We start from the raw sequence: 12,994 nt of genomic DNA on the forward strand, positions 1-12,994 counted from the left end.
CGAACAGTCTCCGTCAGTTGGTCACGAAATAGGCGTCGGCAAAGCCCAGAGACTTCGCGCTTTCAAGCGCCGCGGCCCGGGCGCTCTCGTTTTGGGCCGGGCCGACGATCACGCGGTAGAAGGTGCGGCCCTGGCTTTCCTGGGTAAAGGTCTGGGCCGCCAGCCCGGCACCACGCAGCTGCGCCTCTGTCGCCTCGGCGTTGGCCGCAACGTTGAAAATCCCGATCTGGATGTAGGGCCGGTCGAGAGACGAGGTTTGGGGCGCCGGGGTCGGCAGGGGCGCTGCGGCTGCCTCGGTCTCGCCCAGTTCCACCTCGGCAATGGCAGCTGCGGCGAGCGCTGTGGGGTCGACCGGATCCGCCGCAGGCTCAGGTTCTGTTTCGGGCGGCGGAGCGACGGTCTCGCGGCTCAGGGCGATCACCTCGATCTCGGTCGGCGCGCCCGCCAGGATGTTCAGTGCCTCGGCCGCATCCGACGAGATCTGGAAGCGCGGCCCCGGATTGTCCCGCTCGCGCCGGAACAGGGCGCCGATGACAGAGCTGCCGTTCTCGACATTGCGAATGACCACCCGCTCGGGCTCGGGCACGTCCGGATAGGCCACCCAGACCCCGCCCAGAGATGGGCGCCCGTCCCAGAGCCCGGCCTCGGCCTCGGCAAAGATTTCGGGCGCTTCCACATCGCGGGTCTCGCCATCACGCGGCGCGCTGGCCTCGGCGGGGGCAGCGGCCTCGTCGCCGGGCTTGAGGAAGTCGAAGGACGGGACGCTGTCGCACCCCGCCAGTGACACCATGAGGACAAGCCCCAAGGCACTGCGTGTTCCGACCATCCAGCCCATATGTCGCCCCTCATCCTCGACCCGCGCGGGCACGGTCTTGCTCGTGCCGTTTTGCCTGCGCTCTGGGTCCGCTGCTCTGTTTTGTCATACTGCCTCGCCGCTGCAATGAAAAGCGCCTCGACCGGGGGGATCGGTCGGAGGCCGCTGATATGCCCAAGTTTTGATCAGCGCCCGGGCGGGGCCCGGACGGGGCTGTTTTTGCGGCTTTACGCGGGCCGGGTGGCGCAGTACCAACAGGCTGCGCCGGAGAGGTGGCAGAGTGGTCGAATGCGGCGGTCTTGAAAACCGTTGAGCGTGAGAGCGTTCCCAGGGTTCGAATCCCTGTCTCTCCGCCACTTGCCCCAGCGAAAGCGTTCTCCCCATCCGGCAGCGGCCGGATTTTCTCGTTGTTTTCGAGGGTTATGCGGGAGGGGCCGCTAACCGGCCCCGGTGCCAAGTGCCCCGGAAGCGGTCTCTCAGGGCCGATATTCTCCGGACCTGTTAACCGCACGCAATCCGGTTCAGAGCGCCATGTTATTGAAATCATGAGATTTAGATTGCACCAATACTGCGCACAGTTTGCAGTACTGTTCGCCAAGCTGCCGGAACCTGGATCGAACTATCAGCGAACGAGCCTATGCCGCCTGCGCGAAGCCACCATTCACGGCCTGTTGCCACACATGGGCGTAGACGCTTGCCGCAAGTGCTTTCTTTTCATCGGGCGTGAACGGCGGTGACGGTAGACTTGCAAAGACCTCGTCCAAGATGAAGACCTCGACGTCTGCCTTGGTCTGTTCCTTCTCCCAGAAGCGATCGAGTTCAGCCAAGCGCGTCTTTATGGAAGCCAGGAGGTCACGGCTTGCCTGCTTCACCCGCTCACGGGACGTCTTGTCCAGGTTATCCTTGAGCAGCAGGTCGAAGAGCGCGAGCTCATCCTCACCAAGCCCCTCCTTCGTTGCGCGCTTCTGTTCCTCGTCCAGACTGTTCACGAGCTCGACCAGTCGGCGGAAGGTCTCCTCGATGGTGGTTCGGTCTTTCTCCCGATTGTAATCGGCGATGATTGCCTCGTACTTCACCTGATAATCCATCCTTGCGGGATTGCGCGCCAGCATCTCGGCAAGTTTCTGTTCAACGATTTCTCGGATGTCCTGAAGCGCGGTCGCTTTGCGTCTGACCTTCTTTGCGAATTCATCGCGTAGCTTCTCAAGGTCGATCTGACTGAGGTCGAAGGTAAGTCCCTCGGCTTGGTCGTCTCCTGGCGCCTGCGTCCGGATGGCCTCGTTGACGATCCGGTGCAACTCTTTCAGCAGCTCGGTAACGTCAGCCGTGTCGCGCCGCTCGGTCAGTTTTTTGTAGATTGCCTCAATATTGTCGTGTCGTTCGGCGTATGCCCAAGCGCTGGGCTCCATCAGCAGCGCCTTGAAGCGGATGAACACCTGCCGTGCGAGAATCTCGAAGCGCCGCTTGGCCTCGTCCGTCGAATAAACGGCTTCCACGGCGTCCTTCAAACCCTTGATGCGCACAAAGCCCTTCGAACCGAGTAGCACACATGGATCGAATCCGATGCCGCGCAAATGCGCCTCGGTCGCCTCGATAGCTTCAAGCAGGGCCTGCACCCTCTCTTCGATGGGGGCGATGATCTCTTCTCCGCCTGTGCCATCATCGCCCAGCGCGTACTGAGCCAGCGCGGCTCGCAGGCTGGCGAGCATCCCATTGTAGTCGACAATCAGGCCGAAGTCCTTGCCAGGATACACCCTGTTCGCACGCGCTATAGCCTGCATCAGCGTGTGCGCCTTCATCGGCTTGTCGATATAGAGCGTCGACAGACTTTCCACGTCGAAGCCGGTCAGCCACATCGCACAGACGATTGCGACGCGGAACGGGTGCTTGGGGTTCTTGAAGGCCGTCTCGACATCGATGCGCTCGGCATTCCCAGTATCGAAGCCCTGCTTCATCAGGGCACGGTGCGGGATGATGTCGAATCCCCACTTCTTGAAGTCCGCGACCTCGTTCTGCGCTTCGCTGATAATGATCTCGACTATGGTTTCCTCGAGCCACGTTGCCTGCGCATCCAATTCTTGCGCTTCCTCCTCGAGGACAGCGCGCATGCTTTTGTCGGCCGTGGTATCCGCCTGGGATTTCTTGGCATCGGCCGCCGCCCTGACTTCTGCGGCTTTCGCCCGCCATCGCGGGACGATCATCTGGTGCATCCGGGCGCAGGTGATCTTGTCGATGCAAACAAACAGGGATTTTCCGGATTCCCACCTTGTTGCGCAGTGATCCACGAAATCGGCTGCGATCTTGTCGAGCCGCTCGTCGGCGGTGATGACCTCGTAGTCCTTCCCGAGCAGCTTATCGAGGAGCGCCGCCTGATCCGGGTCGAGTTCCGCCTCCTCGATCTTCTCGGCGATCCGGTCGTTCAGATCCGTCTTGGCGACACCCAGCTTCTCGCCTCGGTTCTCGTAGACCAGCTTGACGGTGGCCCCGTCCTCCTCGGACCGCTTGAAGTCGTAGCGCGAGACGTATTCGCCGAAGATGCGCTTGGTGATTTGGTCCTGTTTGAACAGGGGCGTACCAGTAAAGCCGATGAAGGCAGCGTTTGGCAGCGCCAGGCGCATATTACGGGCGAGCCGCCCCGCTTGCGTGCGGTGCGCCTCGTCCGAGATCACGATGATGTCGTCGCGCTCGCTGTAGGGCTTTTTCGGGTCCACGTCCTTGTTGAACTTGTGGATCAGGCTGAAGACGTACTGGTTGTTCTCCTTCAGGATCCGTTCCAGATCATCGCCGGAGGCCGCGCGCGGGGTATCGTTCCCGGCAATGCCGCAGCCGACGAAGGTCTTGTAGATCTGGCTGTCGAGATCATTCCGGTCGGTCATCAGCAGGAAGGTGAAATTGCCCGGAACCTTGCGCCGCACCTTTTCGGCAAAGAACGCCATCGAGTAGGACTTGCCACTGCCCTGCGTGTGCCAGAATACACCCAGACGACCTAAATCGGGATGCGCCCTTTCGATAATGTCGACGGGACCTTCGGGAATGAAGGACGGAAGTGAAGGTTCCGCTTCTAGCAGCGCCTGATCATCCTTTTTGCGCTTGGCTGGCGTTTTTCGTTCCAGCGGCAACTCCACCACGCGGTGGCGCAGGCGTTCATCAGGCGGAATCTCGGCCTTGATCGCCTCTTGCCTAGCGACGGAGGCCACCGCACGGTTCACGCCCAGAACTTGGTGATTTCTGGCAACGACCTTTCGTGTCGTACCTGCCTTGCTTTCGTCGAATAAGATGAAGTTTTCGACCAAATCAAGCAATCGATCATGCGCGAGCATGCCGTTCAACAGCCGCTCCGCAGCCACGCTGCCTTCGTCCGCCTCATCTAGCCGTTTCCACTCGTTGAAATGCTCCCAAGTGCTTGTAATCGAACCATATCGGGCGCCATCACCGTTCGAGACAATGAGGAAGGCGTTGTGATGGAAGGCGTGTGCGATGACGTTTTCGTCCATATAGTCGCGCAGGTTGCTGTCAAATCCGGCTCGGATGTTCTTGTAGACGGCCTTCAGTTCAATAAAGATCAGCGGCAGTCCGTTGACGAAGCAGACCAGATCGGCGCGGCGGTTGTAGTTGGGCGTCCGCAAGCCGGTCAGTTTCAATTCGCGCACAGCAAGGAAGCGGTTGGCACCGGTTGCATTGTCGAAGTCGATCACCTTGGCACGGGCGGATTTCTGTCGTCCTTTTGAATCGCGATAGGTCACCGGTACGCCGCGGCGCAACATGCGATAGAAATCGCGGTTGTGCTGAACCATCGACCGACTGACGTCATAGACGGTAAGGCTTCGGATTGCGTCCTCGATTGCCGGAGCAGGCAAATCTGGGTTTAGACGGTGCAGCGCCGCACGTAGGTCTCGGATCAGGACAGCCTCGTTCGTATCCTTACGTCCAAGCGTGCCGTCAGGCCCAAAGGTCTCTTGGTTCCAGGCATATATGCTGTCCCAGCCAAGCACCGTCTCCAAGTGCTCGGCGAAAGTCGTCTGGACCAAGCGGTCTTCGCTGTTGATGCCGGTGACAGCCATGGAAATCCTCTCAAAAAATCAGACCACGCTCAGTCTGCTAAGCTTCGCGCTTCTCTAAATACTCTCCGACGCCATCAAGAACCTCGTCAATCAACTTCAGGCAGTGCTGAATGAAATCCTCGCTCATGTAATAGATCCAAGGGACATCATTTTTGGATGAGTGATGGAACCAATTTTCTGGCCAATGCTTGTTCTTTACCCTGTTTTGGAACTTTTCGACTTTGTTGGCTGGCCATTCGAAGCCATTGTGAAACATGTTGTTTCTATATGCGAACAACGCCGTCAGCGTCTTTTCATATCCGTCCGGTAGAAACAGTTCCAATCCAGAAAACCTTGCCAACTCTTGGATGCCCCGAATGAGGTCATTCCCGAATTCACCCTTTTTGATGACGAGTTGAGGGTTCCAATACAAATCACGAAAAGCATTTTGTCGTGGGTCCACTTCGTCCGTGGGTTTCTCTACCTTTCGAATAGCCTCGAAGATTGCGACGAAAAGCGACTCGATGAATGGGGCCAGCATACCGACTGCGGACATCGAGTGTGCGGCGTCGGAGTAGACGCTTTCATGGAACATGTCCGTGAGATGGTCGTTTAGATGATCTGCGTTGCGGTGATCTTCCGGGTCAAGAAGATCAATTTGGCTCCGCATGTGCTCGATATTTTCGACGGCCTTTTTCTCTGCCTCCTTGTTCCGAGACAACGCGGCCTTGATGGCATATAGCTGCGCTTCGAAATCGCGCTCATTCTCAATGAAGAATAGCGCGTGATCTTTGCGGCTGAGCCGGAACTTCTCAAAGCCTCTAAGTTCATCAGCTTCCCACTCAATGGTCACACCGCAATCTCCCCGTTCATCAGCCGCGGCAGGAGGAGGTCGCGGGCTTGGGAGAGTGCTCGGTTCTGAAGCGCGAGCGTTTTGCACTGCTGCGTGATGGGCAGCACGGTGTCGTTGAAAACTGAAAGCAGGCCCTCGGGCGGCTTGGGGATCGAATAGCCCTGCAAGACCTTCACATCGGCGCGTGGCATCTTGGAACCTTCGCGCACCGTCTTTGAAGCCACGGCAACAAAATGATCGCTGGATGTCGCGCAGACAACCAGCGGCCAGTCCTCGCTTTCCTTGACCCGCCAGACGATCGCATCGGACGAGGCCAGCCCAGACCGCAGCGTGAAGCCGACTTTGTGGAAATATGGCCTGATCTTGCAGAACAGGATGTCGCCTTCGGAAAATCGGTTCTTTCCGCTCGCCAGATCCTCGGCGGGCTCCCAATTGGCGAGGGTAAATGACCGGCGCGGGATGTGTTCCAAGCCAACGTGGATGTCGTCTTCCGCGAAATCGGCTGGCTTCACCGTGTCTTTGATCACATCAACTACATCACCCAGCGTCCGCCGCTCCCAGCCTTCGGGCACGCCGTCGGTGATCTTGACGTGTTCGTGGCCGGGGAAGCGGAAGTGGACGAACCATTCACGGTAGAGCAGCCGCGCCGCCTCCTCCCACAGCGCAATCCGCCGCCGGTTGTTCTCGATCAGGTCGTCGTAGGCAGAGGCGACTTCAGTGATTCTGCCTTGAACGATTGGCTGCGGAAATGGAACCTCCATCCGCTCCAGAATTGACTGATTCAAGTTATTGATGTTAGTGCCTTTGCCCTGCTGAGAGAGAACACGGCGGAAAAGAGACGTCCGGAAGAACAGAGACAAGAATCTGCTGTTTGTATTTGGGTCACTCGGCCGGAAGCGAATGCAGAACCCGGAAAACGAGACGTCTTCAAGGTCGTCCTCGATCAGCATGGATCGCCCAATCAGCTCCTTGTTTCCATTTGATCGCACAAAGACTATGTCGCCGCGCTGAAGGTTGGAGTTCGCTATGCGCATCCCGGCTGGGCTGATCTCATCGAGTATTGTCAAATCCGGTCGCCACCGGTCCCCAAAATCCTTGACGCTTATGACCTTCAGGCCTGTTCCAAAATTTTCCTTCGAGTAGTTCAAACCGTTGCGGAACTCACCAAGTTCACCCAGCTTCCGTTTCGGAATGGTCACGCCCCCAGCTCCTCGAAGTTCCGGGCGATCCGCGCCGCAAGCTCTGCCGCCTCCTCGTTCAGACCCTTCAGGTCGATGTGAATCGACCGCAGTGCCTCCTCGAAGTCGAAATCCTCGTCCACCTCCTCGGGCGCGACGCCGACATAGCGGCCTGGCGTCAGGCTCCAGTCATGCTCTGCGATCTCGGCCCGATCCACCAGCTTCACCAGCCCTTCGACATCTGCCAAGACCGCGTCCGGGAACCGTTCCTGTAGCCAGTCGGCTTGCTTGACGAAATACCGCGCGCCCCGCAGCGCCTCCACCGCGTCGGCACGGACGCCTTCCAGTGCCTTACGGGCCTTGTTGACCTCTACGTTGACCCAAAGATCTGAGTCTTTCGCCTCCAGTTCCTTCGTCGCCACATCGACAGCGCGCCCCGCCAGCTTCGCCGCTAGATCGATCTGCTTGGTCAGATCCCGGCACCGCTCTGCCATGTCATGCAACCCTTTACGGGCCGCATGGAGCGTATCGTTGTCGCGGCCTTCTCCATTTGCGCTTTCGGCCCAGGCCTTCGCCCGACCGGCAACCTCCGCCGCGAAGCCTGCGATGTCGTCCTTGAGCGTCGCCTGCACGGCGGTCAGTTCCGCCCATGTCTCCGCCAGCGGGTCCGGATCGCGCGCCGCTATGGCAAACGGGGCCATTTGGTCGATCAGTTTGGCGAGCGTGTCTGTAAACCCGCTCAGTGGTTCGGCCGTAGCCTGTCCATGCGCGATGGCCTCAGCAAGGTAACTTGTGACGAGTTCGAGGTATCGGTCGGACTGTCCGCGATAGAGCCAGATGATCGCCGCGATGTTCTTCTGCTGCTCGGGCGAGAAGTCGAAAATGGCGCGCGACACTTTCCGATAGATATTACGTGCGTCGAGCATCAGGACGTGGTCGGCGCGTTCCGGATCGCGTTCCTTCGCCCTGTCAAAAAACCAGAGCTGACACGGCACGGTGCGGGTGTAGAAGAAGTTACCGCGGATATCGATCATCACGTCGACAGCACCGGTCTCGACCAGCTTCTGGCGCACCTTCGCTTCATCTCGCCCCGCGCTGGACGCTTGTGACGACATGACGACGCCGGCACGGCCGCTGTCGTTCAGGTAGCTGTAGAAATAGGACATCCACAGGTAGTTGGCGTTGGAGATCTTCTTGCCCTTGTTCACGCCGGGTAGACCGAAGGGCAGACGCGCGTCGCCTTTCACCTTGTCGGCGTCGACCTCGTCCACGTTGAACGGTGGATTGGCCATCACAAAGTCGCACTTGCCGACAAGTTCGTGCGGATCCTTGTAATAGGTGATGGCCTCGTTCCCGGCTCGGATGGTGCCCTGCAGACCGTGAACAGCAAGGTTGGTCTGGGCGAGCTTGGCGGTCGTCTCGTTCTTCTCGTGACCGTAGAAGGTCACGCGTTTCATCGTGTCTTGGCCTTCTTCCTCGATGAAGTGGCTGGACTGCACGAACATGCCTCCCGAGCCGCAGGCCGGGTCGAAAACGATACCGTGGTCGGGTTCGATGACGTTAACGATGGTCTGAACGATTGAAGGCGGTGTGAAGAACTCTCCGTTGTCGTGGGCGCCCTGCTTGGAAAATTCAGCGAGGAAATACTCGTAGATTCGGCCAAACACGTCGCCCGAGGCATTGCGCAATGCCTCGGTGTCAAACTTGCGCATCATGCTTTCGAGAAGATCGTTGTCGAAGCGCTCGTAGTCCTTGGGAAGTTGACCCGCAAGCGGCGGGAAGTGTTCTTCCACGGCCTCCATGGCTGCAGTCAGCGCCCCGCCGAGCTCACCGTCCTTAGGCATGTCGAGGATCACATCGTAGCGGGCCGCTTCAGGCAACATCATCGCGCGGCGACGCCGGAAGTCTGCATCGACCAGGGGCCGATCTGGCATTTTTCCTGCAGCTTTGTCGGCTTCGATTGAGTCGAGAGCTGCGTAGTAGCGGTTCGTGGCCTGCCGCAGAAAAAGGAGCCCCATGATGGGCATGAAATACTCGTTGGATGCCAGCCCGGAGTTGGCCCGCAGATCATCCGCCATCTTCCAAAGGTCTGCACCGAACTGCTCAATTCCGGTCAGGTGGTCTGCAATCATTCGCTTGTGTTCTTTCCTACGCTATGGCGCTTTGAAGTGACGGTAGCTTCATCCAGCGCTTTCAACCGCTCGTATTCTTCGACTGACATCACGACGACGACAGTGCGACCGTGCTTGGCTACTGCGACCGGCTCTGCTCGGGCGAGATCAATCAACTTCCCAAAACCGTACTTCGCGTCCTTCGCAGTCAAGATCTGCATCTGGCTCTCCGCTTGTGTCCGGCGCATTTTGGCCAATTTGGCTAAAAACACAAGTCGGCGCTTGGGCCGGTTTTGATCGTCAGAGACGCCTCCGGCCCTCAAAATCGCAGCAATGTACGCAACGCTTCCAATCCCCAAAGAGCTCTATCCACGGAAATTCCGGCGTCACGCTAGGCAGATGCTCCCCCTTGGGATGTCCACTTTCGGTCGGGAAGTGTATCGAAGGCTGGGACCGTTGCCGCGATCGCGAAGATGCTTAGAACAATGCTGGTTGATCTGTTTCGTCAACCCGAAGAACGCCGAGCAACTGCCATGTCTGCGGGCGCTTAGCCATGTTGCCGACGCAGAAGAGCATTCCCCGTTCTGCGTATTGTTCGTTGAACGTTGCGCTCATCCAGTCGAGCGTCGCCTTGTCCGATCCTTCACGCCTTCGCCCGTTGAAGAACATGGCATGAGCTTCCCAGTCCCCATTTGCGTAATCATGTGGGCCACTGCCATCTTCAAATTTGAAGCGAAATTCAAAAGGGCTTGGCTCCAGTGCCGCAAGCTGCTTGTCAAAAAAGGATCCCTGGCTTGCGGCTTGTTCATAGATTTTTCGCTCGGCTTCGAGCTCCGCATCTGCCTTTGCCTTGTAATAGAAGCGCGTATTCCTGGGCCGAATTAGTGCGAGAGACTTACCGGCGGCAGCAGCGTCTTTCACCGAGTTTGAAACAAGTGGGTCGAGAAATGCTGAGCGGTCCTTTGCAGGCATTGACCCGTCTACAACGATGGAGTCCTCCATCACATGGCAACTTTCACTTCTGCGGTCGCTTGTTGGTGGCCGATATTTGAAATCGACCCAATCCCATCGCTTAAAAGAAGCACCTTCGCCCAAATGCCGAAAACGAACCGGAAATAACCGTTTGAATTCGCCGTAGGGCGTCACCCCGGCGCAGCAAACTGTTTCCCCATGTGTAGCGCTACGCTGCGGTAACGCTTTCACTAGGATGGAAACGCGGCAATTTTGCAGCGTGACGGACATAGCGCTCTGGATCGTCAGCAAAAAGGTTAAAAATATTGAAGCCGAGTTGATCGGTTACTTCACGAGCAACGATCGTTCGATGGCAAGTTTCTGGGTCGCGCTCGAAACACAGCAAGCACGTGGCCGCAGTGCTGACCGTATCCTTCAGATCCTGAAGTGCATCCTGAGCAGCATCTGTTTCGATGTGGTCGCCATAGATCGAACGAAATAGATCAAATTTGCCTGCACGGGCCGCTTCCCTGCCAGGTTTCGGATCTCCAAGTGCGACGAAATGAAAATACTCAATGCCTTCTTCAGCGAGGCGCTGGGAAAGCTTTTTCTTAGAAAATCCGGGTTTGCGTGAAACTGCAACCGCACGCACATCGGCAAGTTGTTGGACCCCGGCAGCCTTCAGAGTCCGCACGAACCTATCGATATCTGTGCCCTCATACCCAACGGTGAATAGAATGCTCATGCCTGTATCCTTTTCTTGAACCCTAACACGCCTGAATCTTGTCGTGAATCCCCTGAATCGCACAGATTCCTTAAGTTTCATGGTGACGGCAAAGGGCTGCCAAGTGGCTTCTTTGGCGCGCCCACTCAGATGGTAGCGGCTTGCGAAGCGCCTCCAGAGTGAGATCGGCAGGCTGGCAACCACTGAGAATTGCCTCGACGATATCTGGGTCAAGCTGCGCCAACCGCAGAGTTCTGCTGAGATACGGCGCCGCGATTCCTTCATGTGCAGCCAGTTCGGAGATCGTCGGGAAAGCTCCGCCTTCAAGCATTTTCTGCCAGCGAAAGGCACGCGACAGCGCCTTGACCAGCGTGTTGTCCGTTCGTCGTGCCTGCGCCGCGCCCTCCGGCATTTGCATCTCCTTCCGGCCGCCACGTCTAACAATGTGGAACGGGACGTGCAGCGTCACGGTGTCCGGGATCGGCGTCCTTCTGGTCATGCTGCCGCCTCGATACCGCCTGCAAGCATCTCGCGCGCAAGGCCACTGAGGCCGTCGACGCGCAGGCGCACGTTGAGCCCGTCCGTGCCGATGTCGACGCGTTCGACCAGCAGCGCCACGATGCGCGCTTGTTCGGCGGGGAACAGTTCGTCCCACAGCGGGTCGAATTGTTGCAGGGCCGTACAAGCTTCGGCCTCGGTTATCTCGCCCTCCTGCGTGTGTGCCGCTTTCCATGTGCCCGCCACGATTTCGGGTTGGCGGAACACGGCGCGGAGCTGGTCGATGACGGCGGCCTCGATCTCGCCTGCTGGAACCCGGCCAACCGGGCATGACCCCGCACCATGCTTCAGCACTGTCTGGCTGACATAGTAGCGGTAGAGCTTGCCGCCCTTCCGCGTGTGGGTCGGGGAGAACGCCGCGCCATCCGGACCGTAGAGCAGCCCTTTGAGCAGCGCGGGCGTATCGGCGCGGGTGCGGGCGGCGCGCTTGCGGGGGCTTTCGGTCAGGATCGCGTGGACCTTGTCCCAGACCTCCCTGTCGATGATCGCATCGTGCTCGCCCGGATAGCTCTCGCCCTTGTGGACCGCCTCGCCGACATAGGCGCGGTTGTTCAGCATCCGGTAGAGGTATTTCTTGTCGATCCGGTTGCCGCGGGGCGTGCGGATGCCGCGTTTCGCGACTTCGTGGGCCAACTCCGTGCCCGATCCGATCTCGAGAAACGTGGCGAAGATCCAGCGGACATGGTCAGCGCGCTCATCATCGACCACCAGCTTCCGGTTTTCCACCCGATAGCCGTAGGGCGGCACCCCGCCCATCCACATGCCCTTCTTCCGGCTCGCGGCGACCTTGTCGCGGATGCGTTCGGCGGTCACCTCCCGCTCGAACTGCGCGAACGAGAGCAGGATGTTCAGCGTTAGCCTACCCATCGATGTTGTCGTGTTGAAAGACTGCGTCACCGAGACAAAGGTCACGCCGTTCCGATCGAACACCTCGACCAGCTTGGCAAAATCGGCCAGCGAGCGGCTGAGGCGGTCGATTTTGTAAACGACCACCACGTCGACCAGCCCGTCCTCAATGTCTGCCATCAGCTGCTGCAGGCCCGGCCGGTCTAGCGTGCTGCCGGATATGCCGCCATCATCATATTGATCGCGGACCAGCACCCAGCCCTCCGACCGCTGGCTTGCGATGTAGGCTTCACAAGCTTCTCGTTGAGCGTGGAGGCTGTTGAATTCCTGCTCGAGTCCTTCCTCGGAGGATTTGCGGGTGTAGATCGCGCAGCGCAGTTTCCGGACAATCGGTTTGGTCATGCGCCCCTCCGATGGTTTTTCAGGCCGAAGAACACCCAGCCGTTCCAGCGCGTGCCGGTGATGGCGCGAGCAATGGCCGACAGCGATTTGTAAGGGCGACCCTGCCAGTCGAAGCCGTCGGCGGTCACGGTGACGACATGCTTCACGCCCTGCCATTCGCGGATCAATCGCGTGCCGACGATGGGCATTTGGTCGGCGCGTATACGGCTCTTTTTGCGATCACCGCCATCGAGTTGCTCGCCGAGTGCTTCCAGCCGTTTCACCGTTTCCGGCTTCAGGCCGCCGTAGGCCAGTTCCTGGATGCGGTAGGCGAGGCGGCTTTCCAGATAGCGCCGGTTAAACGGCGGCGGTTCGCTGTCGAACAGCTCACGCCATTGCGTCTTCAGGTCTGGTGTCGATGTGGTCTTGAGCGCGGCCAGGCGGGCTGGAATAGGATCTTGTTTGGTCATGCATTTCTCCGTTGAGTTGGAGTTGCATGACGCCATTCTTCGGCCGGATAGTGTAGGCTACTTTCTCC

Annotated in this window: 11 protein-coding genes and 1 tRNA gene; 1 reads left to right on the plus strand and 11 read right to left on the minus strand. The window is 58.8% G+C overall.

All coding sequences use genetic code 11. The features are described 5' to 3' along the window. Positions 1 to 13: 13 nt before the first annotated feature. Positions 14 to 835 (minus strand): SPOR domain-containing protein, encoded by an 822-nt coding sequence (locus ACP15I_RS00665; RefSeq protein ID WP_424974099.1) that lies wholly within the window; start codon positions 833 to 835, stop codon positions 14 to 16. A gap of 245 nt (positions 836 to 1,080) precedes the next feature. On the opposite strand from ACP15I_RS00665, the gene ACP15I_RS00670 reads away from it, so the two are divergent. After that, a tRNA-Ser gene (locus ACP15I_RS00670) sits at positions 1,081 to 1,170 on the plus strand. 279 nt (positions 1,171 to 1,449) lie between these two features. Here the strand turns inward: ACP15I_RS00670 and ACP15I_RS00675 are convergent. From ACP15I_RS00675 to ACP15I_RS00720, 10 genes are all read right to left on the minus strand, one after another. Next, entirely contained in the window at positions 1,450 to 4,875 is a 3,426-nt protein-coding gene (locus ACP15I_RS00675; RefSeq protein ID WP_424973460.1) for a type I restriction endonuclease subunit R, read from the minus strand. A 37-nt stretch (positions 4,876 to 4,912) separates the two neighbouring features. Continuing rightward, on the minus strand, positions 4,913 to 5,707 hold the full coding sequence (locus ACP15I_RS00680; RefSeq protein ID WP_424973461.1) for a hypothetical protein: 795 nt from the start codon (positions 5,705 to 5,707) through the stop codon (positions 4,913 to 4,915). After that, a complete protein-coding gene (locus tag ACP15I_RS00685; protein ID WP_424973462.1) occupies positions 5,704 to 6,906 on the minus strand; it encodes a restriction endonuclease subunit S in 1,203 nt (400 codons plus the stop codon). Before ACP15I_RS00685 ends, ACP15I_RS00680 begins: the two co-directional genes overlap by 4 nt. After that, positions 6,903 to 9,017, minus strand: coding sequence for an N-6 DNA methylase (locus tag ACP15I_RS00690; protein WP_424973463.1), 2,115 nt, complete (start codon positions 9,015 to 9,017; stop codon positions 6,903 to 6,905). Before ACP15I_RS00690 ends, ACP15I_RS00685 begins: the two co-directional genes overlap by 4 nt. Further along, the gene (locus tag ACP15I_RS00695) at positions 9,014 to 9,217 is read right to left on the minus strand and encodes a type II toxin-antitoxin system Phd/YefM family antitoxin (RefSeq protein WP_424973464.1); all 204 of its coding nucleotides are present in this window, start codon (positions 9,215 to 9,217) and stop codon (positions 9,014 to 9,016) included. Before ACP15I_RS00695 ends, ACP15I_RS00690 begins: the two co-directional genes overlap by 4 nt. A 256-nt stretch (positions 9,218 to 9,473) precedes the next feature. After that, complete coding sequence (locus ACP15I_RS00700) at positions 9,474 to 10,238, minus strand: hypothetical protein (protein ID WP_424973465.1); 765 nt, start codon at positions 10,236 to 10,238, stop codon at positions 9,474 to 9,476. Next, positions 10,177 to 10,692 carry a DUF488 family protein gene (locus ACP15I_RS00705; RefSeq protein ID WP_424973466.1) on the minus strand — a complete coding sequence of 172 codons (516 nt, stop codon included), beginning with the start codon at positions 10,690 to 10,692 and terminating at the stop codon, positions 10,177 to 10,179. The genes ACP15I_RS00700 and ACP15I_RS00705 overlap by 62 nt, the downstream gene beginning before the upstream one ends. Positions 10,693 to 10,762: 70 nt before the next feature. Continuing rightward, entirely contained in the window at positions 10,763 to 11,170 is a 408-nt protein-coding gene (locus ACP15I_RS00710) for a hypothetical protein (RefSeq protein WP_424973467.1), read from the minus strand. Next, positions 11,167 to 12,477 (minus strand): recombinase family protein, encoded by a 1,311-nt coding sequence (locus tag ACP15I_RS00715; RefSeq protein ID WP_424973468.1) that lies wholly within the window; start codon positions 12,475 to 12,477, stop codon positions 11,167 to 11,169. The genes ACP15I_RS00710 and ACP15I_RS00715 overlap by 4 nt, the downstream gene beginning before the upstream one ends. Next, complete coding sequence (locus ACP15I_RS00720) at positions 12,474 to 12,926, minus strand: DUF2924 domain-containing protein (RefSeq protein WP_424973469.1); 453 nt, start codon at positions 12,924 to 12,926, stop codon at positions 12,474 to 12,476. Before ACP15I_RS00720 ends, ACP15I_RS00715 begins: the two co-directional genes overlap by 4 nt. Positions 12,927 to 12,994: the final 68 nt, after the last annotated feature.

This window comes from Dinoroseobacter sp. S124A (assembly GCF_049801015.1).
GTDB lineage: Bacteria > Pseudomonadota > Alphaproteobacteria > Rhodobacterales > Rhodobacteraceae > Dinoroseobacter.